21 protein-coding genes are annotated in these 21,037 nt (G+C 43.5%); 9 read left to right on the top strand and 12 right to left on the bottom strand.

Translation table 11 applies throughout. The annotated features are described in order from the left end of the window. Positions 1-3: 3 nt before the first annotated feature. The 4 genes from FAZ15_RS04570 to FAZ15_RS04555 all read left to right on the top strand — a co-directional run bounded on the left by FAZ15_RS04570 (position 4) and on the right by FAZ15_RS04555 (position 4,414). Positions 4-909, top strand: coding sequence for a PorP/SprF family type IX secretion system membrane protein (locus FAZ15_RS04570; protein WP_162304875.1), 906 nt, complete (start codon positions 4-6; stop codon positions 907-909). A gap of 218 nt (positions 910-1,127) precedes the next feature. Continuing rightward, a complete protein-coding gene (locus tag FAZ15_RS04565; RefSeq protein WP_136900152.1) occupies positions 1,128-1,529 on the top strand; it encodes a VOC family protein in 402 nt (133 codons plus the stop codon). Positions 1,530-1,664: 135 nt separating this feature from the next. Then, positions 1,665-2,129, top strand: coding sequence for a (2Fe-2S)-binding protein (locus FAZ15_RS04560; RefSeq protein WP_136900151.1), 465 nt, complete (start codon positions 1,665-1,667; stop codon positions 2,127-2,129). Positions 2,130-2,212: 83 nt separating this feature from the next. After that, positions 2,213-4,414 (top strand): xanthine dehydrogenase family protein molybdopterin-binding subunit, encoded by a 2,202-nt coding sequence (locus FAZ15_RS04555; protein ID WP_162304874.1) that lies wholly within the window; start codon positions 2,213-2,215, stop codon positions 4,412-4,414. Here the strand turns inward: FAZ15_RS04555 and FAZ15_RS04550 are convergent. From FAZ15_RS04550 to FAZ15_RS04540, 3 genes are all read right to left on the bottom strand, one after another. Next, positions 4,398-4,841 (bottom strand): DinB family protein, encoded by a 444-nt coding sequence (locus FAZ15_RS04550; protein ID WP_136900149.1) that lies wholly within the window; start codon positions 4,839-4,841, stop codon positions 4,398-4,400. The genes FAZ15_RS04555 and FAZ15_RS04550 overlap by 17 nt on opposite strands. Before the next feature lie 295 nt (positions 4,842-5,136). Then, entirely contained in the window at positions 5,137-5,556 is a 420-nt protein-coding gene (locus FAZ15_RS04545; RefSeq protein WP_136900148.1) for a hypothetical protein, read from the bottom strand. Next, on the bottom strand, positions 5,553-6,311 hold the full coding sequence (locus FAZ15_RS04540; RefSeq protein ID WP_136900147.1) for a hypothetical protein: 759 nt from the start codon (positions 6,309-6,311) through the stop codon (positions 5,553-5,555). Before FAZ15_RS04540 ends, FAZ15_RS04545 begins: the two co-directional genes overlap by 4 nt. A gap of 340 nt (positions 6,312-6,651) precedes the next feature. On the opposite strand from FAZ15_RS04540, the gene FAZ15_RS04535 reads away from it, so the two are divergent. After that, positions 6,652-6,945, top strand: coding sequence for a hypothetical protein (locus FAZ15_RS04535; RefSeq protein ID WP_136900146.1), 294 nt, complete (start codon positions 6,652-6,654; stop codon positions 6,943-6,945). Between the two features lie 480 nt (positions 6,946-7,425). Here the strand turns inward: FAZ15_RS04535 and FAZ15_RS04530 are convergent, their stop codons facing one another. The 5 genes from FAZ15_RS04530 to FAZ15_RS04510 all read right to left on the bottom strand — a co-directional run bounded on the left by FAZ15_RS04530 (position 7,426) and on the right by FAZ15_RS04510 (position 10,751). Next, entirely contained in the window at positions 7,426-7,638 is a 213-nt protein-coding gene (locus FAZ15_RS04530; protein ID WP_136900145.1) for a hypothetical protein, read from the bottom strand. Between the two features lie 298 nt (positions 7,639-7,936). Next, positions 7,937-9,154, bottom strand: a complete 1,218-nt coding sequence (locus FAZ15_RS04525) for a hypothetical protein (RefSeq protein ID WP_136900144.1) — start codon at positions 9,152-9,154, stop codon at positions 7,937-7,939. An 80-nt stretch (positions 9,155-9,234) separates the two neighbouring features. Further along, a complete protein-coding gene (locus tag FAZ15_RS04520) occupies positions 9,235-9,861 on the bottom strand; it encodes a zeta toxin family protein (RefSeq protein ID WP_136900143.1) in 627 nt (208 codons plus the stop codon). After that, positions 9,861-10,118, bottom strand: coding sequence for a hypothetical protein (locus tag FAZ15_RS04515; protein ID WP_136900142.1), 258 nt, complete (start codon positions 10,116-10,118; stop codon positions 9,861-9,863). The genes FAZ15_RS04520 and FAZ15_RS04515 overlap by 1 nt, the downstream gene beginning before the upstream one ends. Before the next feature lie 138 nt (positions 10,119-10,256). Then, on the bottom strand, positions 10,257-10,751 hold the full coding sequence (locus tag FAZ15_RS04510) for a hypothetical protein (protein ID WP_136900141.1): 495 nt from the start codon (positions 10,749-10,751) through the stop codon (positions 10,257-10,259). A gap of 645 nt (positions 10,752-11,396) precedes the next feature. On the opposite strand from FAZ15_RS04510, the gene FAZ15_RS04505 reads away from it, so the two are divergent. Genes FAZ15_RS04505 through FAZ15_RS04495 form a run of 3 tightly spaced genes read left to right on the top strand, consistent with a single transcriptional unit; the run spans position 11,397 to position 16,564 of the window. Further along, positions 11,397-14,675: a TonB-dependent receptor plug domain-containing protein gene (locus FAZ15_RS04505; protein ID WP_136900140.1), complete on the top strand. Its 3,279-nt coding sequence runs from the start codon at positions 11,397-11,399 to the stop codon at positions 14,673-14,675. 4 nt (positions 14,676-14,679) lie between these two features. Next, entirely contained in the window at positions 14,680-16,035 is a 1,356-nt protein-coding gene (locus FAZ15_RS04500) for a RagB/SusD family nutrient uptake outer membrane protein (protein WP_136900139.1), read from the top strand. 13 nt (positions 16,036-16,048) lie between these two features. Beyond that, positions 16,049-16,564, top strand: coding sequence for a TlpA family protein disulfide reductase (locus FAZ15_RS04495; protein ID WP_136900138.1), 516 nt, complete (start codon positions 16,049-16,051; stop codon positions 16,562-16,564). Positions 16,565-16,602: 38 nt separating this feature from the next. Here the strand turns inward: FAZ15_RS04495 and FAZ15_RS04490 are convergent, their stop codons facing one another. The 4 genes from FAZ15_RS04490 to FAZ15_RS04475 form a co-directional block, all read right to left on the bottom strand. Then, entirely contained in the window at positions 16,603-17,016 is a 414-nt protein-coding gene (locus FAZ15_RS04490) for a hypothetical protein (RefSeq protein ID WP_136900137.1), read from the bottom strand. Between the two features lie 730 nt (positions 17,017-17,746). Next, positions 17,747-18,346, bottom strand: coding sequence for a Crp/Fnr family transcriptional regulator (locus FAZ15_RS04485; protein ID WP_136900136.1), 600 nt, complete (start codon positions 18,344-18,346; stop codon positions 17,747-17,749). 17 nt (positions 18,347-18,363) lie between these two features. After that, positions 18,364-19,011, bottom strand: a complete 648-nt coding sequence (locus tag FAZ15_RS04480; RefSeq protein WP_136900135.1) for a hypothetical protein — start codon at positions 19,009-19,011, stop codon at positions 18,364-18,366. Then, positions 18,980-19,849, bottom strand: a complete 870-nt coding sequence (locus FAZ15_RS04475) for a hypothetical protein (RefSeq protein WP_136900134.1) — start codon at positions 19,847-19,849, stop codon at positions 18,980-18,982. Before FAZ15_RS04475 ends, FAZ15_RS04480 begins: the two co-directional genes overlap by 32 nt. A 367-nt stretch (positions 19,850-20,216) precedes the next feature. Between FAZ15_RS04475 and FAZ15_RS04470 the strand changes: the two genes are divergently transcribed. After that, positions 20,217-21,032: a response regulator gene (locus FAZ15_RS04470; RefSeq protein ID WP_136900133.1), complete on the top strand. Its 816-nt coding sequence runs from the start codon at positions 20,217-20,219 to the stop codon at positions 21,030-21,032. The last annotated feature ends 5 nt before the right edge of the window (positions 21,033-21,037 follow it).

Raw genomic sequence — 21,037 nt, 5'->3', positions numbered from 1 at the left:
CAGATGAAAAGAACAGCATATATCAAACAGTTTATACTATTTATTTTGGCAGGTACAGGCGCTACATTGCAGGTAAACGCCCAACAGCTGGGCGGTTACCTGCAGTACCAGCAGCATACCGAGCAGATCAATCCAGCATATAGTCTGGCTTCCGATCAGGCCAAGCTCTACACTGTCGGCCGAAAACAATGGATGGGGGTAGATGGCGCTCCGACCACGATTTTAGCAGGGGGGCATATCAAAACAGCTAATGAACGTTCATCCGTTGGTTTTAATGTATTGTACGATAAGATAGGTCCGGAGCGGTATACCGAGGCTAACGCCTATTATGGCTACAGTTTAAAGCTGTCAGAAAAGGATTATTTAGGTGCAACGGTAGGACTGGGCCTCCGATGGTATCAAGCGAGAACGTCGTTAGTAGAAGGCTACGACCAAGCGCTGCGGGCCGATATCAACGAAAGGGTCGGTACATTCGGTTTATCTTTTCTTTACTACAGAAAAGACCAGTTTTATGTAGGCGCCACATTACCCAGACTCGGGGGTGAACAGTTTGAGGATGTACAGATTTTTAGAGAGGATTACTCCTTTACAGGGGGATACCTTTTTGAGGTGGATCCCGGACTCCATATAAAGACCAACACTTGGATTTCCGTAATGCAGGATCAAGACGTGTTAATAAATTTTTCTGCCATGGCTTATTTCAACCGTAAGTTTGGTATCGGTGCTAACTACATGAACACCCGAAATCTAGGTGTACTGGCTTCCTTTGCGGTCAATAACAAGCTTAAATTTTGTTATGGCTATCAATTTGGGGTAGGAAATACCATGATGGCAAGCCCGGGCAATGGAACACATGAAATTTCCTTAAGTTACCATTTTTCGCGGGGAGGACTTATTAATTTGTTATAATTGAATGCAAATACGCAAGCCAGAAAGGTCCGGATGAATGCTTTTGGACCTTTCTGGCTTTATCGAAGTCGTTCTATTCGTTCAACCGGATCAACTTCGTCATCTGCTCATGAAGCGGCTGGGAAGGATCTATTGTCCGAAAGGTGCTTTCTTTTCTTGTCTTGTGGTAAGATTATTGTAGTTAGTAACCGATATTTTTGGTAATCAAAATTAAACTTATGGCACCACAACCCTCAAAAATCTGGGCCGATTACCCAGTAAAAGACATCAATAGGTCCAAAGAATTCTATACCGCATTAGGGTTTACCGTACGGGATCAAACTCACGATGGAGATAATTTTATTAGTCTCACCATAGGCCATAGCGGTTTCATCCTTAACCTATTTTCTACTGAACGGTTTGAAAAGGGCGTAAAGACGAAGTCTGCGGATACGGCTAACGGCAATGAAGTGAATTTCAGTATTTCTGCAGACACTAAAGAAGAAGTATTAGAATGGGAAAGAGCGCTCAATGCAATTGGCGCAAATATTATCAGCCCACCCGAAGAGATGAAGGAGGGGTGGTGGGCTATGCGTTTTGCCGATCCGGACGGACACCGTTGGGTGGTGTTAAATATGTAATCACCATCTTCGTGAGCTCGAAACCGGAAAAGAAGGCTCAAAGTCTCGTAAACATACATGTATTTCTTAACACCCCCCAATTATAACAATTTAGCCTTAAATGCGTTATAATTGAAGAGCCTAATTTCAATAAACATGAAAGAGACATTTACGATCCGGGTCAATGGCGAGAAGTACCGCGTGAAAGCCGATCCGGAAACGCCCATGTTGTATATTCTGCGGAATGATCTATCACTCAATGGCCCCAAGTTTGGCTGTGGACTGGCACAGTGTGGCGCGTGCCTGATATTGCTTGATGGCGTAGCCATGCCCTCCTGCTCCTATGCGATTCAGCATGTAGGAGAGACCGAAATTACAACCTTGGAAGGCCTGAGTGGAGAAGAAGGATCGCTTCATCCTGTACAGCAATCGTTTTTTGAGGAGCAGGCAGCCCAATGTGGGTATTGTACCAACGGGCTGGTGGTGGCGTCTGTCGCTTTGCTCCACCGTAATCCACATCCCACAGAAAAAGAAATTCGAGCCGAACTACAGCGAAACATCTGCCGCTGTGGTGTGCATGCACGAGCGATTCGTGCTGTTAAGAAATTAGCAGATCGTTAAATAGCATGCACAAAGATCAACATAGTAGACGGAAATTTATCCAATCCCTGGGCATGTTAACCATCGGTTTTTCGATGTCGGGTGTGGTCAGTTCGCGGTTAAGGGCAGACACAACCTTAGATCCGTCGGCGCCTGACACACAAAATGCACGTTTGGATCCCAAAGCGATCGATTCCTGGTTGACGATTAGGGAAGATGGCCGTGTCACCATCCGGACAGGCAAGATGGAGCTGGGGCAGGGAATCACAACAGCCATAGCCCAGGTTGCTGCCGAGGAATTGAACATGGATATTGCCGCTATTGATGTTCATCTGGCCGAAACGGAGTACACGCCCAATGAAGGTTATACTGCAGGGAGTATGTCCATCCAAAGCAGCGCCATGTCTGTCCGCAAAGCGGCAGCATCCGCCCGCGAACGGCTGCTGGATCTGGCAGCCCAAGAACTTGCTCTGGCAAAAGGATCGCTGGAACTGCAGGATGGCCTGGTGCAAGGAGGGGGCAAATCGATTTCGATCTATGCTTTACTGAAAGGAAAACAGTTTGCGGCATCCATTTCCTCCGATGTACCCTTATACGCTACTTCGCGTCGCAAGATCGTCGGCCAGTCGATTGCGCGGATGGATATCAAGCACATCTTAACAGGAGAACCGCATTTTATTCACGACCTACGTTTTCCAGAGATGGTCCACGCACGTATCGTCCGCCCACCGGCGCACGGTGCCAAACTTCTTGCGATCGATGATAGAGCTATCGCACAACTTCCCGGTTTAGCGAAATTGGTTCGCGTCGGAAGCCTCGTAGCTGTAATAGCAGAAGATGAATATAAATCGATCACACTATCGGAGGCTGTAGCACCACATTTGACATGGAAATTCGAAAAAGCACTGCCTGTGGGGGAGTTACTTCGCGACCATATCAGATCCCTGCCGACAGATTCAAAGACCGATAAGCAGAGCGAAGGCTGGTCCGATCAGGTTATTTCAGATTCAGTGGTGCGGCATCAAGCATCTTATTTCAAACCGTATATCATGCATGCCGCTAACGGGCCTTCCTGCGCGATTGCGCGCTATACAGACGGTAAGCTTTCGGTATGGACACATAGTCAGGGAGTTTACCCGTTGCGTGGGGCAATCGCTGGCTTGCTCGGATTGAAGGAAGAGCTTATACACATCAAGGGTGTCCCCGGAGCGGGCTGCTACGGGCATAACGGTGCAGACGATGTTGCTGCTGAAGCAGCTTTACTTGCCATGGAATTTCCCGATCGGCATATCCGCTTACAATGGATGCGCGAGGAGGAAAATGCCTGGGAGCCCTATGGTACAGCGATGGCGATGGAGCTCGAAGCGGCACTTGACCGTGAAGGGCGTATCCAGGGCTGGAAATATGATCTGTGGTCCGATGACCATGGTGTCAGGCCGGGTGGCGATGCGGATAATCTATTGCCTGCCTGGTACATCGAAAAAGGACATGGGGCGGCCAAATCGGGATTTCGGGGCGGGGCGACACGCAATGCAGAACCGTACTATATCATCCCACATATGCATTTACGTTCGCATATATTCCGCGGCCCGCTACGCAGATCTTCGTTACGGGGATTAGGTGCCTATGCCAACGTCTTTGCAATTGAAGCGTTCATGGATGAACTGGCCGAGAAGGCAGCCGCCGATCCGATCGAATTCAGGCTTAACCACCTCCGCGATAGCAGGGCTACCGACTGCTTGCGTATGCTACAGAGGGAGGTCAGGAAAGTCAACTGCCACGATGGCGAGGGAATCGGTGTGGCATTCGCGCGGTATAAAAACGCAGCGGCTTATTGTGCTATTGCTGCGCACGTTAGTGTGGATAGCCGCAAAGGCAACGTCACTGTACATAAATTGTGGGCTGTCGTCGATGCCGGCGAAGTCATCAATCCCGACGGGTTGAAGAATCAAATTGAAGGAGGTATGGTGCAGTCCATCAGTTGGGGCCTTATGGAAGAGGTCAATTTTGATGACACACATGTCACCAACCTGACTTGGGCTTCTTATCCCATCTTACGATTTCAGGAGGCTCCAGCTATACAGATTGATATCATCGACCGTCCGCACGAAGCGCCGCTCGGTGCGGGAGAAGCAGCACAGGGTCCGGCTACTGCGGCCTTGGTCAATGCGATATATCGCGCTGCGGGCATACGCGTGCGCGAACTGCCCATTATAAAAGCTCTCCGCGTAACCGGCGTTGGCGATAGATCATCGATTTCTCATGAAAATCCAATTAATTTCGGACAATTTATCTTTTGTATATGATATAATCCGTTACCAAAGGATCAAGTCCGTTTTGTCTGAATTCCGTTGCGATCTGACCTCTGTGATAAGTAGAATGATTGATAACGTGAAAAAGTATATTGCTGATACTATTCGTAAAGGCCTTTCCTTGGGTATTCTTATAATTAATTGTGCCGTTTAGGTCAAGCTTATCCAGTATGTGCAGTGACTGTTCATAATTTATTTTGTCAATGTTGCTACAGATCTCAATCGGATGCACTTCCCACACGCTGAAAACAGGTTGTTGTGGCTCAATTCTATTGTTCCAAATCTGGTGTGCATTAAGGATATGACTATATAATTTTATAGCCTTTTCTGATGTTCTGGCCGGATTTTCATTAAAAATGTTCCGCAACTTTTGATTTGTATGATGATTGTATTCGAATAGCTCCTTAAAAAATTGTTTCATTGTTGGTTTTTCATAACTAATATACGATTCGCATTATAGATAACACCCAAAGATAACGAAATGCGTATCTAGCGACAACCATATAGTAGAAGCTCATCTTCCTTTTCCTCCGTGCAGATTTCCAGGTACTTGTTCGGTAGATTGTGATCACTTTCTATTGTTATAACCCGTCACAGCCATCGAGCCTCTCTTAACCTGCTCTCGAAGTGATAGTACATTTATAGTTGTTTAGTTTTAATACCAAATTAAGCTAAAAGGCTTTGCATTTACAAACCGAACCTTGGTTCTTAACTTATTATTTTTCTCTTACGTTGAAATCCACAGTTTTTATTCCAATTCTACCATTGATATCTATTCCTTCGATGATAATCCGATATGTTCCTGTTGTATCTGGGGTATAGAACTCAAAGCTTGTTTTGCCGGATTTATTAATAACGATACTGGGTTCCCAGTGTATCATTGTACGAAGGTCTTTAATTCCGTTTGTATTATCTGATGCTTCATATGTAGGTTTGTAAAAGGTTTTGTCTGCGTATAACCCCGTAGGAGTAATCGTCAATATTCCTTTAGGAATTATAGCCTTGTTCAAGGACACGCCGCCTTCTTTGGTAGTAATAACGAAGATCATACTCTTTTCATCTTGAGCTCCATAAGCAAATTTGTAAGGCATTGTTCGTAATACTTCGATACTTTCTATACCCTGTACAGGGATCATTCTCCCTCGGGCAGGAGCTGCACGCAGTTCTGCGTCCGGATGTTTAGGGGCTTGATGAACTTGTTTATGGTAAGTTTCTCGGGCGTTTCAAAACTATAACGTATGATAGCATCTTCATACTTATGGTTAAGCAGCACCGTCGTGACACCGCCGCCGTCTGTTTGTTGCTTTTTTTTCTCTACGACCTTTCCATTGTGCAACACTTCGAACTGCACGGGAATATCTTGGAGCGGTACACCGCTCATCGTCTTTAGGTCCACAGCATAGGTAGTGCCTTTTTCGTTGTTGGCATGGAGAGTGGTAGCGGTCAGGACATTGTCCGATCTGCCATTGCTGATGTGCAGCGTACGGTCGTAGAAGAACTGCTCATCGGCGTTGCGCATCCAGCTGGTATAGGCACGTAATCGATAGGAGCCTTCGGTGATGGTATCGTTCAGTTGAATATCGGCAATGCCCATCCCCATGACCAATGGTATCTTTATGGCACTGACAATGTTGTGTGCAGGGTCAATGAGTTCGATATCTGTGATGCCGCTCAAGTTTGATAACAGATTCTCCACACCCACTGTACAGTACACTTTGATCCAGATCGTTTCACCAGCCGTATAAGTTGGTTTGTCGAGGTGCAGGTAAAGCTTTTCCTGCAGGTTAAGTTCATGATGTTCTCGGGCATCTCGAAGAACCTGTTCGATGTGTTGGCCATATAGGGGATTGATTCCAATTAGGAGAAAAAAGGAAAAGACTATTTTTATCATGGGTGTGGATTATACTTTGATCAGCTTGAGCACTAATTGGAAGCAGTGATTTTCAAGATAGGAAAGATTGTGAAGGTTAGCAACCTGCGCTATCCTGTTCGTTGAACGATTTGAACGCTCACGGTAGCAAGTTTTTTTTGGTTTATTACTACTTTTTATATTTCGATATACAGGATAGCGCGGGTTGCGACTTAAAATTATTCTATCGATATTGAATCCAATCTATCTTTACGTTTGATAGCTACTACCAATGAAATATAAACTAATGTGCTATTACATTCCGTAAGATTCATAATCTACACCTAGTCCTTGTAATTAAATTTACCACATAAAAAAGTAAATGAAAAGTTATAAAATATTAATGATATTGATAGCAGGCATTTTGTACACCTTAGCAACAAAGGCCCAGACCTATATCCAGGGGACCGCGGTACGTCCTTTCTCGGAGATAGCGTATACCAATACCCATATCTCGACTACCAACCGCATGGCCTATTCCGCAGCTAAAGATGAAATAAACAGCTTTTTACCGGCTAGGCCCAAAATCAAGGGGTTTGATAAAATGGGCGGGGAATATTTTTTGGTAGATGGCATGGTGTTACATCCCTCCAATACTTCAAAATCCCATCAATAGAGAATCTTTTCAAGAAAAGCACAGCGACTACCACAGAGTGTTTTTAAGCATTTCTCCAATTCACTTACCGTGAAAGAGATCTTACTTTCGGCCTTTATCTTCTTATAGACGTCTGGCTTATCTGCTTTTCTTACGGATGGTCTTTGGATAACTTCGATCAACGCTACAGTTTTTTTTGCCACAGCAAAACTAGACAATAGGTTCCCTACTTGTGTGAAAAATTGAAACTACGAATATTATTTCTAAGGCCTCGTCGTACCAATAGACAATAACGAATGGGAATTTTTTGAGGGGAGCGAGACGCAAGTTCCCATCACCTTGGATTTGGTATAGTCGGGGGTTCTAGGTTATTAACTTAAAACGGATTTCCAACTCTTTGAGAAAACGACGAGCTAGACCCTTTTTTTGTTCTTCATACCAATCGCAGGAGTTATTCAGTTCATTCTCGGCTCTTTTTAATAGCTTAAGAGTATACACGATCTAGTTTTTTTTTATATCATCCCAGCTTTTAGCTGTGGTTTTTCCTTCTAGAAACTCCAGTTGAGAACGTTCAAAATCGGCAATTTGTGCCTTCGAAAATGTATAATCCTCAGCAGACTCATCAATAATATATTGGATGCCGAAACGTTCTAAGATTTCCTTAAGAACTTTTACATCTTTCTCATTTGATATTTTTGCAGTTATCGTTGTCATATTCCCTTGTGCTTAAGGTTTATAGTCAAATATACGAATTATTTTCTAAACTCCTCCCACACCTTTTTGATGACGGTTTTTCGGTAGTGTCCTTTGTGCTAAGGTGCTTGTAGAGTTTGTCCAGATCTTCAAGAACTTCGGCTCTCGGTGATGCTTTTATTCCTTCTAGTACCTGTAACACAAACGCAGTGGAGTTGCTACTGGAATTGCAACTTAAAAGTAGAGACTACTGACAAGAGGTTATAGAGACTGGGTTACAAACCTGTGCCAGCTGTGGATGGATATTTAAGTAGCATCTTTACGTAGCACTGCGACGTGTAATTGCTTTTATGCATTCCTCACGGATCTTCCATAATTCATCAAGATCGTATGAAACTCCATTTTTCTTGATCCATGTTGTTAGATAATCCTTATGGTAAGACACCTTAGCATCCGTAACCTTGTCTGCTTGTATTTCGACTTCAGCCTGTAGTTCAAGCTCAAATTTGGTTTCATTGATACCGATGCCGGTATAGTCGAGTATATAGTTGTAAGCGCGAATATAACTGTGAGCTTCAGGGATATATTTTAGATTGTATTTTTTTAACACGTCTTTAACAGCTGGCGTGTTTTTGGCGGTCATGTAAAATATGCCCAGCATCAATTGCAGCTCTGGATGTCCGTTTTCATAGGCCAGTCTTTTCAGTAGGACATGTTTGGTGCTACAGGTGCCGCAGTTGTCTTCGAATAAACATAGTGGGTTGTTTTTATCGGTGTTTCGCCGGTAATTTAAAGTGCTGACCCAATCAGCCGCCTCGCTAAAAGAATTTATACCCAACGCTGCAAATGAGTTGGAAACCTCGCCTTTGGCCCGGTCGATAGTGAAGTCTATAGGCTTAACGAATAATCGTCTTGAAAAAAGATTGGTTCGGCTGTTGTCGAGAATAGGTTCCCCAGATTTCTTATTGACAAAATAGCGGATGTTCTGGATGAGATACCGTGGATGGAAGTTTGGTCCAAATTGATCCATCGCCCTAAATGTTTCAAAAATTTCCAAGGCTGTGCGCGTATGATTGAAATATCCTTGCTCCAGTAGTTCTCTAAAGGCAGTTTGTACTTCTGCATAGGCACTAAGAAATAGAGGTGTTTCAAGCTCATCTTCCTTTTCCTCCGTGCAGATTTCCAGGTACTTGTTCGGTAGATCCTGATCGCTTTCTATTGTTATAACCCGTTTTATTCGCTTCCGGTCGATCTTGAGTTCTTCAACATTCAGTTTATACAGATCGAGAGGAGTAACGGGCGGGTTGTAGTCTTCCAGTAAGAGAATCTTCCCGATCTGTGCGCTATCTTCCGGATCAATCAGTGTCGGCTTAAAAGGGTTTTCGGTATCCCGTATAAAAAAGTTATGCTTGCCCAGCAGAAAAGAACACTCAAATGCTGATATTCCTTTTTCTTTCCTGATTTTATAATATAGGGCAATCTTGTCAAACGAGAACGCAGGAAAAGTAACAAGGTATTTTGATTTTTTGTTAATCATAGCATCAATGCTGTCGCTTCAAACCTAGATAAATTTATTTGAAACTAACTGTAAATTCCAACCAATTGTTAGCGTAGTGTTCATTTGAATCCCGCCAAGCGAGCGATATTAGGCATATACTGTATTAGCCAGTTTGGCTGTTGGGAGATTTCCAAGGCTTCTACCACTTTTCCATTTAAAATAAATACCAAATCCTTATGTTCAAGTTCAGAGGTATCAATTACTTTTAACGAATCGAATAACAGGTATCGATCATCGACTTGATTGAGGTTTCCGAAATAATTTTCTCTCAAGGTTAGTGGATCAACATAGTGTCCTCCTTCCTGAGCTCTGATCAGAACACGGTCCGACGAAATTTCTTCATTATCAAGGCCAAAGAAAATCAAATGTATAATGTATCCTTCGTTTTTAAATTGGTGTAGCACATCCCAACTTGCATCTTTTGAAAAATGCCCCTCATATGCGAAGTCTAACGAGTGCGAAATGGCGGTTTCTACTAGTGAGTTAAATGTGCGGTCTACAAATTCTGATGCCTGCTTGGTTAGTTCTCTTTGTACACGTAGGCCTGATCTCCACAGTTCCGATCTTTTCTCCAGATAAAGCTTATCCCCATCGAAAACATCCTGTAAATTGTCAGGAAAATAACTCGGTCCTACGGTAGATTTGCCTGCTCCGTTAGACCCGGTTATTACAAAAAGCTCGGGCATTAATATAGGTCGAAACGGTGTCTAAACTGGATTGTTTCCGACTCGTCCAAAATATGCATCGTCTCAAAATCACTGCCATTGTTAGACTGTTTTACCAGATGTATTTTACCATTAGGATATTCCATATAACACAGTTTTCTTTCCATACCTTTCACATTAATCATGAAGGGCAATCCGCTTTTCAATCGGCTAGCCCTGAGTGCCTTCACAGCCATCGAGCCTCTCTTAACCTGCTCTCGAAGTGATAATACATTCATAGTTATGTAGTTTACATACCAAATTTAGCTAAAATGCTTTTCATATACAAACCGAACCGCTAGATATGAAGCATTTTACAAGGTTTTAAATTAGGTCTGACTATCTTCTTTTATTGGTTTGGCCATCTGAAATTCAGTTTATGGTCTTTTAAATAGCGCTTCGTCCTCACTCTTTCTTATAAGCGTACCCTTTTTTGTAGCGTTATCGATCACGGCGGTGAAATCCTTCGCTTCCCAGTTTTTTCCAGCTTGCGCACCGCAATAGTGTGCGATTTCTTTTGACGTATGCCATTCGTCAAAGAATAGGTCATTATTTTCGACTAAAAGTAAATGAAGCGTACCCGTCGGTCCCAGTTCTGTGGGTTCTATCTTGATAATAATTTTTTTGACCATTTCCTCCTTAAAGCTAGCAGGAGGATAAAAGTCACTGACGGTGTACGTGATGTTATAACCTAATTCGAATGATTTTTCGGTAAACGCTCGTGCCAGTTTATTCAGATGCTGATCATGGTATTTCGCAGTGTTTTTGCTACTCTCTATTGCTCCCAACAGATTTCCATCAACTTCCAATTCAAGTATCTTTTGGATATCTCTCGTGCTGAATCCTAAATATGTTCTTAATAGGCGGATCATGTTTATTATATGGAGGGAAATTGAGTTTACATATACGACTTGCTTCATAAAAGCAAGGTCGTTTATATTGGTTTTATAAAATGTAATAGAAAAAATTTGTTTTAAATTAAAGTATTGTTTATGTTTGCTTTATAAATTGATTTTCTCAATTTATGGCATTAGACTAAAAGAGTCTCGACTGTGAATTCCGACATTTCAGTAGGACGAGGCGATAGGTTTTAATGCCCACTACAATATTTTGTATATCTTTGATATACGCTATAGCGTGTGGGCCCTATCGTTACCGTTCCTAAGCCGTCGGAAGCTAACAGTACGGTTGATAGGAGCCCGGCTATAGTTCCTTGCAATCACGAGACTCACTTAAATAAAAGTGAGTTATGAAAATTACAAAAAAACAACTTTACAAAAATCTAAAAACCGCCCCGGAGTAGCTCCGCAGGGCTTGTCCGCATTTGCGGACATCTCAATCGATGAATGCGTGTAAGATAACCGAAATTAACCTGATGATGTATAAAACCGCATTTCGATTTTTAATCAATCAAATTATTTATAGGTGGCCTGAGCTGTAGGCTTAGGTAGAAGTGAATAGCGCTATAAAACTCTAGCGAAGGCAAAGCACAGGTCACGCCATTAACCTTAAAAAAAATGAATATATTTTTTAAGGGTGGGAGAGGACTGTGCTATTTGAAGCGGCTATCTCATCTTTTCAGATCAAATAATAACCAAAGCAGAACGCTGTTCAGCTTCATACTAGGTCTTATATGTGTGTTGTTTAGTGGTGCCCAGGCGCAGTCGGGCCGTACCCTCGGAGGAGTGGTACGCTCGGCTGCCGACGGGCAACCGATAACGAATGCTTCTGTTAGTTCGGATAAGCTGCAAGCACGTACAGACACAGAAGGTAAGTTTGCCATCTTAGTGGATAAGCCCAACGGAACGATAATTATTAAACATATCGGGTTTGCCGAGCAATCTTTTGCTTACGATGAAACGACTACAATACTAGAAATTGGATTACAGCCAGCCGAAAACGAGATTGAAGAAGTTGAGGTGGTGAATACCGGATATCAGCGCCTTAAACGAAGTAATGCAACGGGTTCGTTTGTCATTATTGATAGTACGCTCCTGCAGCTCAACGTGTCGGGATCTATGACGGAGCGGCTACGTTTTGTGAGTCCGAGTTTTTTGGTAGAAAGTAGGGGTGATAATGATCAGCGTATTCAGATAAGAGGAATGTACGCATTGCGTGAAGACGTTGCGAAACCGCTTATTATATTGGACAACTTTCCGTATGAAGGTGATCTGGATGATATCAATCCGGCAGAGATCGAAAGCGTCAATATCCTCCGGGATGCCTCAGCGGCATCCATATGGGGGGCAAGAGCCGGAAATGGCGTAATCGTATTGAATTCCAAAAAAGTAAAACGTCCGGGATTAAAAACTACTGTCGATGCCAATACTACACTAATGGCTAGACCTAACCTAATGAACAATAGGCAGATTCTATCTACAGCTTATTTCCTAGGTTTTGAACAATACATGTTTTCACTTGGACATGGGCTGGCAGATACGGCCGATTTTCGCAGGCCTGCTCTTTCTCCTTTGTATGAATTGCTGTTGGATCAAAAAAGAGGAAAGGTGACCGATCAGGATGTTCAAGCTCAGGTATCCAAATGGGGCTTGGGCGATATCAGACAAGGTTACATGGATCATGTATATAGGACAGCACAGAATGTCCGTACTAATTTTTCTTTGCATTATGGAGGCGAAAAAAGCATGACGATATTTACAGCTGGTTATGAAAAAGGTCTTGAAAATATCCGTGACAACGACAGTCGTCGCTTGTCCTTTATGCTCAACAATACCATTCGACCTAACGCTTCCCTAGAGATTAATTTTGGTGTCAGATTAATGGACGCACAGAACCGCATAAATGGCCTTGGGAGCTACGGCAGTTTGAATGTCAACGGAAAAAGGTTATCACCGTATCTAACTTTTTTGGATGATACGGGCAATCCCGCAGATTGGGATATCTACTATCGAAAAATATTCACCGACACGGCAGGTCAAGGTTTGCTGCACGATTGGAAGTTCAGCCCGCTGAGGGAATCAGGATCTACAGATCGCACCAGCAACCAGCGAAATATCATTGCTGATGTCGGACTTAAATATAAAATCGCTGATTTTATTACATCTGCTGTCAGTTATCGGGGGTCGCTTATGACCAACAATCGGCATTTTTACTACGATGAGGAGACGTATTTAGTAAGAGATCTGGTCAATAGGTTCACGCGCATCCAAAATGGTAGCCCGATTTATCAGATCCCCAATGAAGGGATTCTTGATAAAGGGGATCAAAGAAATTACGTCCATCATTTCAGAACACAGATTACAGGAAACAAGAATTGGGCTGCGCATGGCTTGGATGTTTTATTAGGCGGGGAGATATCGATGTCTCGGACGTTGAATAGCGAGAATAGGGTATATGGCTTTAATGAGAAATGGAATCATACGGCAATTAACTACCAGACGCTCTATCCGACATTTGCCAATTTAGCAGGTAGCCAATATATACCCTATTTAGAAAGCTATAGGGCAGGCAACGATAGAAATGTGTCATTGTATACCAATATTAACTATAGTTTATATAATCGTTATACCGTAAGCTTCAGCGCGCGACGTGATGCGTCCAATCTATTTGGCGTCGAGACTAATCAAAAGTGGAACCCCTTGTGGTCTGCGGGGGCCTTGTGGAAAGCGCACGAAGAGCCATTTTTTAATTTGCCCTTTTCCCAATTCGACGTTCGTGTTACTTACGGAAAGAGTGGGAATATCAATAAGTCGGTATCTGCTTTTCCAACAATACGATATTCTGCAAGTTCCCTACAGATTACACAAATTCCGTCAACAAGCATTATGGGTGGGTACAATCCAAACTTTAAGTGGGAAGAAATAGGTACACTAAATGCCAGTATTAGTTTTTCTACAAAAGATAAGAGGCTAAGGGGGAATTTAGAGTTTTATGAAAAGAAAGCAAGGGATGTGATAGCATTTGAACCAACGGACCCGACAACGGGTTATACTTCCAATCCAAAAAATTCGGCGCATATAGATGGAAGTGGTATCGACGCGTCTCTAGATTTCGATGTTTTGCGGCTTGGAAAACTGAACTGGAATGTATTGGCGCAATATAGTCTGGCAAAGTATACCGTTGCAAAATATCTAGGAGCTGGCTTGGAAACGTATATAGGGTTTGTCAGTGACGGTAGCGTCCTTTCGATATTGGAAGGATATCATCCATACGCTATTACTAGTTTTAAGTGGGCAGGTCTCGATCCTGAAACGGGAAACCCACAGGGCTATGTAGAAGGGGCTGTCTCTTCCGACTATGGCAGACTGGTATTGAGTCCTGTATTGGATCAAAGTTATAACGGTACTGCAGTTCCTCAAAGCTTTGGTAATATATTGAACCGTTTTTCCTTTGGTGATATTCGCTTTTCCTTCAATGTGAGCTATCGATTAGGGCATAAATTCAGAAAGAACTCCATCTTTTACGAACGAATGTTTAGCAATAATGATATACATGCGGACGTGTTAAGACGTTGGCAGAAAGCTGGCGATGAGCAAACGACAGATGTCCCTTCATTGCAGTATCCCATCAATACGAGGAGAGATCAATTTTACCTAAACTCGGATGCGACCGTATTGGATGGCTCAAGTATTCGTCTTAATGACATGCAAATGTCGTATCAGATAAATATGAACAAGCTTATTCGGCGCGGTTTACAACCTGTCGATCTGTTTTGTAATCTAAACCAGATCAATTGGGTATGGTGGAAAAGCAATAAGGAAGGAGTTGACCCTGATTTTAAAGACGGGTTCAGACCGTCAATACAATGGAGCTTTGGCATTAAAACTAACTTTTAAAATTATGAGAAAAATAAACATGAAGATCTTGACGATTCTACCATTTCTAATGACTTGTCTTGTGCTGTGTCCTTCCTGTTCAGCTTTTCTGGAAAAAAAGCCGGATGAAACTATAGATATACCTGAAAGTCTGGAAGATTTAGGAGGACTAATGGATAGCTATGCCATTATGAACAATAATTATCCATTGTCTTCAGCAGTGTTTAGTGACGACTACTACCTTGCAACGGAAGATTGGCAAGCCTTAGCGTCTAAGGAACAGCGTGATTCCTATATCTGGGAGCATGAAGTCGATTATCGCGATATAATCAATAGCCAATACCGTTCGATCTTATTTGCAAACACGGTGTTGGAGAGAATCGACCAAGCTACTGTTATCAACCAAAAGGATAGGGAAAACTATAACCGGATTAAGGGAACGGCATTCTTTTTTCGAGGCTATAGAAACTATATGGTAGCTGTACATCATTCGCCTCATCCGAAATTGGTAAGTGGGAGTGATCAAGGTATACCGTTAAGACTTAAAAGTAGTTACAGCGAGCCTACCGTGATGTCTTCGCTGGATCAGACGTATGCGCAGATCTTAACCGATTTGCATGCATCTACCTCACTATTGCCTAATGAGCCGATGATTGTATCCCGGCCGTCAAAACCTGCGGCTTATGGTATGTTGGCCAAAGTTTATCTTGATTTGGGGCGATACTCGGAAGCCTTGGCATATGCCGACTCTTGTCTAGAAATTAAAAACGAACTGATCGACCTTAATACGATTGACCTAAATGCAGCGGCGCCTTTTCCGAGATTCAATAAGGAAGTGATCTTCCAGGCGAGATCGGCTACCTCTCCATTATTAGCAAGGACTATAGGCAGGATAGATACACTGTTGTATTCTGCTTACGGGGATGAAGATCTCAGAAAGAAAGCTTTTTATGTGAAGAATGCGAAAGGGTGGGTAGAATTCAAAGGTGACTACGACGGACGGGGCAACAGTTCGGGTTATGATTTCTGGGGCGTACTTCTTCCCGATATTTATTTGATCAAGGTAGAATGCTTGGCCCGCCTGGGTAAATTTGTTGATGCAAAAATGACATTAAAGAGCCTTCTGGAACATAGGCTATTAAAGAACCAATCTTTTCCTTACGAACTTACGCCTAATGAGGAATTGTTAGCTATAGTTTTAAAAGAGCGAAGGAAGGAACTCATTCGTAAGGGGTGTCGTTGGATCGATATACGAAGATTAGCGACGGACGATATGTATAAAATCGAATCCATAAGACGATTGGATGATAAAACATATCGGTTGACCGCGGATAAAATGTATATCCCGATTCCACAAAGTGTACTTGTTTTTTTGAAATAATAAGGTAGAAATAATGAAATTAGTGTATATAGCTGTCATCGTACTGGGAATGCTCCCGCAATTGTATGGACAAGAGATAAAAATAGGAGAGAAACTGCCTGTGTCGGTTTTTGATTCGCTTTCATTTTTGGATGGTCACCGTCTAAAATATGACTCTATAAGAGGAAAAAATGTTATAATTGAGTTCTGGTCTGTATGGTGTAGCACGTGTATCGCAGGTATGCCTAAACTGCAAAGTTATCAGGAAAAATATAACGACGAACTAGAGGTATTGTTGGTGACCAGTCAGGATAGTGCTAGCATCCGAAGGTTTTGGGATATGAATCCGATTACCAAGACGATTGAAATCGTACCTGTAGTGGGTGATCGATTACTTAAAGGACATTTCCCCCGAAAGGGCGTACCTTATGCTGTCTGGATAGATAAAGACTTAGTGGTAAAACATCTGACAAACGGCGTATATGTGACCGAGGAGAATTTGCAGCGGTTTTTGAAGGGAGAGGAGATCTTACTAAATGCGGATAAATAAAAAGGTGGAGCAGTTGTAAGGAACTGCTCCGCCTTTTTTTAATTTTTTTGGACGATCATTTCTTCATCATGTGGCGATGAAGGGCTGAAATAATTGTCAATTTCCGTTTCGATCTGTTGTCCTGTTATAAGTGGACGTGGATTTGATGGATTTGACAAATCTGGTTCGGCTAAAATAGCACACAAATTTGTTGCACCGTCACACAGATCGGAAGGATCGCCTACTGGTGTGTAGTTATTTTGGTTTTTAGCATCCGATGCATTTGTCGGGTGGCTAGAAGCCGAATAAACAAACCACTGCGGCGCAAGCGTTTTAGCTTCCACCTTAGGCTGGTTCTTTTTTTCTTTCTCCTTGTCGGGCTCGTTTGCATGAGCTGTAGCTACCGATCCGACCATAAATAAAACTGATAATGCTAGTGAGGCAAATAGCCCCTTGCTTTTTAATGTAATCATAATAATGATGTTTAAAGTTTATAGATTATTTTTTATTGTATCTGCATACCTCGTTTTGCCTCTGTGGTCTACAACGGAGGGTTCCGTATCGGCCAGGCATTTCTCCCCGAAACGCGATTGACCCGTGTTTTAAATTGTCGGCAGTACACGCCGGAAAAGCGCATGCTTACGCGGATACTTGATTCTATTCGCGGTTCTCTGCGGAGCGCAGGGAGAAAGATAGGCGTGCGTGCATAGCAGTACCCATACCATACGTTCCTGCACACCACAACTCGATATGTACCGCCCATGCAGCTTTGTCCATAGGGACTGTGCAAGCCTCTCTAACTTTACGAGGACAGCCTTGCTTTTTAATATCACTGTCTGATAGCGGTTCATATTTTGTTCATTTTTCTTTTACTACATTTTTTTTATCTGGCCCCGGACTGGGCTGCGTCTTCGACGCAGCCTGCCCATTGGCTTTATTTGTACTATATCGCCGTACCCGCGTCCCTATGTCTCGACATCCGTGACCAACCAACGTATCGGCGGATAGCAGTAGCCGGTCTCACTGCCGTTGTCTACCTTGTCGAAACTCTACCACCGGAATAGTGGCTACCATCCCGATACGCTCAACCGTATTTTTTAGCTACTTCGCTATATTGTTTATATCGATGTCTCACTTTTCAAAGTTGGGTAATAAAATCTGCCCGAGATCATGCTCCTAGAGAAAGAGATTTGGGGTGATTTTTTACAAACGGCTAAAGCCTCGTTGTACAGTGCTGATAGATACATCGATTAAATCGGCCTGTTCCTGTTGCCATAGTATAGAACAGAGTTCTGGTAAATCACGGGCAAAGCGCAGATAACGTTGCATAGCATCCCGCTCGAATGCTAAGGGGCGCAATTTGTCCAGCATAGCCTTCTTCTTATTGACCAGCTGTTTGGAAAATTCATCCAGTCCAAGGTGATTGAAGCCTTCAAGTGCTAAGCTGGTATATGGAATGGACACAAGGAGACCGGAACGTAAGGCTATGATATCGCCTTCCGCCGGCGTTAGGCTATGCGTGTGCTTAGTGGTAAATAGACCGTAGCTTGGCGGGGCTATAGCCAAGAGTTGCTGTTTCTTTTTTTGGGGAGTAAGCTTCCGCCGCGCTAGGATTCCCTCCGAAACAAAATAGATTTTCTTTTGGCGATCGCCTTCCACATAGAGTATCTGTTCACTTTTGACAATATGCGCGGTGCAGTTTTCTTTTAACCACAGTGCGTGTTCCTCGCTTATTGGTCGATGTTTAGACCAATAGTTCAAGAGCAGGTTAAACGCCTTTGTTTTGCTGTAATATTTGCTCATAATTCGTTAGTTTTTGTTTAGTGTTTGGTTTTTGCTCTCTTCGCCATCAAACTGATCGGCGATGTTTGCGTAGTCTCTACAGAGACTTTAGCCTCCTTTCCTTGTATTGAAGGCGGTGCAGAAGGGATCGTACTTGCGAGATACCTCGCCTCGCCTTCAAGGGGTGAATAATTGGAAATGATCGTATTTTTGTAAGGGAAGTACCAAGCACATAGGTTATACCAGATCATGAGGCTCGCAAAATGGTACAATCCTATGGTTAAGGCGATGCCACCGTGTAGCCCGATAATGCCTACTAAAAGAGCACGGCGGTACCAACCCGCTCGCCAGATCAAAGGATAGCACATCTCAAGCAGGATAACAAACCAACCGCTTACTATCCAGATCTCCTTATAACCTCCCCACTTGGTCGGAATAGAGAACAGGGCTCCGGGAAAGGGTTGTTGTACGGCCCGCCATAGCGCCTCTCCATCGTACCAGCTCGCGCCGATGGCTTTGCCTAATCCACCAAACAGATACACCACCGTGAGCTGCCAACGTAACAGTTTTAAGGTATACGGAGATGTGGAGGAAAGACAGCAGATCAGCAGGCCGGTCTGTGCCAGATAGTCTACGCCATAAGACCAGTTGGGATCATTGATCCACAGCCCGTGATGCAGTATCAATAAGAGAAAACTGAAGAGGCGACTGCGATATTGCAACGTCATCGCTGCACAACAGAAGAGGTAGGCTAGCGCAATACATCGAAGATAATCTGCTGCCATATAGATGTTCCAACCTGTATCCGATTGGTGCAACTGGAGCAAACGGTTGTCGATAATCCCATCCTGTCCATACAGTATTGGTAAATCGGGCCAAAGTTGGATCATCTCCCAGCCCAGGATCAATCCGATCCCCTGCGGTAATAGGCGGTTCCAATTGGTTATGTAGGCTGTCGTATTGATATCGGTATGTCTTAAGGTTAATTAATTGCTTTTTCAGTTCCATCTGCTCGGTATGCTCCCGTAGTGACGGTATATGTTGCACCATAATCCGGTGTACGACCGGGCTGCCAGGATAGCGTTTGGCCAGTTGCATCGTTAATGACCGTTGTACCGCGTAGGCAAAAGCCGTGTCCACTTCACTGCTATGTTCTTTTGCGGCTATCCAGACCTGCTGATGGTCCATAAAGCTGCGGTAGCGGATCTTCGAACTACGGCTGCGCAATAGCGGATGACTGTAGTAATGCAGTTCACCATTAGGGTCGGCAATATGGAAGTGGCTGCGGTACGTACTCGCTACCGAAGGACTATAAAAACTGTATCCACCATGGATACCGGTCCACTCGGCGTAGCGCGCTACAAACGATGTGGTTTTCATAGGCTCCCATACCCTGTTGAAGTACGGGGCTACACCCCACGCGACAACGAATGTACTGCTCGACAAATGCGCAAGGTTATACAATACGCTGATGAGAATGTGTAACTCCCAACACTTCGACAACAGACGGCGGTACCAGCTCACCGTTATGCTTACTCCTGATCCATAATTGCTTGTACGGCCGGGGCAACGGCGGCCGCTTCATCCCTGGAAAAAAGAATCTTGGTCTTGAAAACGTCGGGACGAACCTGAAGTAAAGCGTCGGATACTTCGACGGTCTGTGGCTGGGACTCTGTTCTTAAAAATGGAAGAGTCTGAAATAGGCAAAATGCACCGCCAATGAGGGCAGTGTAACGTAGCGATTTGTTTTTTATGTTCATGTGTTTAGTTGTTTGTAATACCGTAAATATGGCTTTTACAGCATTGATCGGCTATACTGTTGGTGAAAACCGACACATTTATGAGGATTTTTGTAAATTAGCGGTACAACCTAGTAAAACAAGAAACCAGAATGTCTACGTTTTCAGCAATTATTATAGAAGACCTCCCGCTTGTTCAGGAGCAGATGAGACGGGTGATTATGGGGACAAAACTGTTCCATGTGGAGAAGAAGTGTTACACCTCTGTCGAAGCCGCAATAAAAGCATTGAAGAACCGTCCAGTAAAAGTTGACTTTGTATTTTTGGATGTCGAACTAGACGGTATGTTGGGTACCGAGGGGGTAAGTAAGTTACGCCCTTATGTCCGCTTTATCATCCTATGCTCGGATTACCGGGAAAAACATGCCGAAGAGGGACACGATGTCCGTCCGGATGCTTTTTTCAAGAAGCCCCTGTTCCAGGAGGATATTCATGAGTTGGTACGGGATTTACAAAAACGGGAAACCTGGCGGCTGAAGGACCCTATTTCTATCTTGGTAAGGCGACCCCACGACAAACGGATCGAAGAAGAGAAGGATGACGACAAGGAGCATGCCGGGCATCCGGTAAGGGAATTGACCAGAGTGGCGCTGGAAGATATCGTCAGGGTTAAGCGTAAAGTCAAAGAGGAGAAGCGGGAAGGAAATGAGATCGATTTTTATGGGCTGGATCCTACCGGTCATTATTATTTACTGGGAAGTATGCGTACATCGCTAAAGGCTTTCTATCAAGACTACGAACGTTTGAATATTTTTTTATTTGTAACATCCTCGGTGATGTACCATAAGGATTATGTCAAGGATATTTCGTTAAGCGCTGTGAAACTCAAAAATGGAGTAAAAGTCGATGTGAACAGAAGTCGCCGTTCCTACATCGAAAAATTCATAGCCAGTGAAAAGTCGCCTTAATAATC

Source organism: Sphingobacterium olei, from assembly GCF_005048855.1.
Lineage (GTDB): Bacteria > Bacteroidota > Bacteroidia > Sphingobacteriales > Sphingobacteriaceae > Sphingobacterium > Sphingobacterium olei.
This window is presented reverse-complemented; position numbering and strand designations above follow the sequence as displayed.

Coding starts and splice junctions, on each gene's coding strand:
- FAZ15_RS04485 (WP_136900136.1), bottom strand. CDS start 18,346: ATGAGCAAATATTACAGCAAAACAAAGGCGTTTAACCTGCTCTTGAAC.
- FAZ15_RS04545 (WP_136900148.1), bottom strand. CDS start 5,556: ATGATCCCTGTACAGGGTATAGAAAGTATCGAAGTATTACGAACAATG.
- FAZ15_RS04525 (WP_136900144.1), bottom strand. CDS start 9,154: ATGATTAACAAAAAATCAAAATACCTTGTTACTTTTCCTGCGTTCTCG.
- FAZ15_RS04470 (WP_136900133.1), top strand. CDS start 20,217: ATGTCTACGTTTTCAGCAATTATTATAGAAGACCTCCCGCTTGTTCAG.
- FAZ15_RS04490 (WP_136900137.1), bottom strand. CDS start 17,016: ATGATTACATTAAAAAGCAAGGGGCTATTTGCCTCACTAGCATTATCA.
- FAZ15_RS04515 (WP_136900142.1), bottom strand. CDS start 10,118: ATGAATGTATTATCACTTCGAGAGCAGGTTAAGAGAGGCTCGATGGCT.
- FAZ15_RS04530 (WP_136900145.1), bottom strand. CDS start 7,638: ATGACAACGATAACTGCAAAAATATCAAATGAGAAAGATGTAAAAGTT.
- FAZ15_RS04560 (WP_136900151.1), top strand. CDS start 1,665: ATGAAAGAGACATTTACGATCCGGGTCAATGGCGAGAAGTACCGCGTG.
- FAZ15_RS04570 (WP_162304875.1), top strand. CDS start 4: ATGAAAAGAACAGCATATATCAAACAGTTTATACTATTTATTTTGGCA.
- FAZ15_RS04495 (WP_136900138.1), top strand. CDS start 16,049: ATGAAATTAGTGTATATAGCTGTCATCGTACTGGGAATGCTCCCGCAA.
- FAZ15_RS04505 (WP_136900140.1), top strand. CDS start 11,397: ATGAATATATTTTTTAAGGGTGGGAGAGGACTGTGCTATTTGAAGCGG.
- FAZ15_RS04535 (WP_136900146.1), top strand. CDS start 6,652: ATGAAAAGTTATAAAATATTAATGATATTGATAGCAGGCATTTTGTAC.
- FAZ15_RS04520 (WP_136900143.1), bottom strand. CDS start 9,861: ATGCCCGAGCTTTTTGTAATAACCGGGTCTAACGGAGCAGGCAAATCT.
- FAZ15_RS04550 (WP_136900149.1), bottom strand. CDS start 4,841: ATGAAACAATTTTTTAAGGAGCTATTCGAATACAATCATCATACAAAT.
- FAZ15_RS04540 (WP_136900147.1), bottom strand. CDS start 6,311: ATGATAAAAATAGTCTTTTCCTTTTTTCTCCTAATTGGAATCAATCCC.
- FAZ15_RS04565 (WP_136900152.1), top strand. CDS start 1,128: ATGGCACCACAACCCTCAAAAATCTGGGCCGATTACCCAGTAAAAGAC.
- FAZ15_RS04500 (WP_136900139.1), top strand. CDS start 14,680: ATGAGAAAAATAAACATGAAGATCTTGACGATTCTACCATTTCTAATG.
- FAZ15_RS04510 (WP_136900141.1), bottom strand. CDS start 10,751: ATGATCCGCCTATTAAGAACATATTTAGGATTCAGCACGAGAGATATC.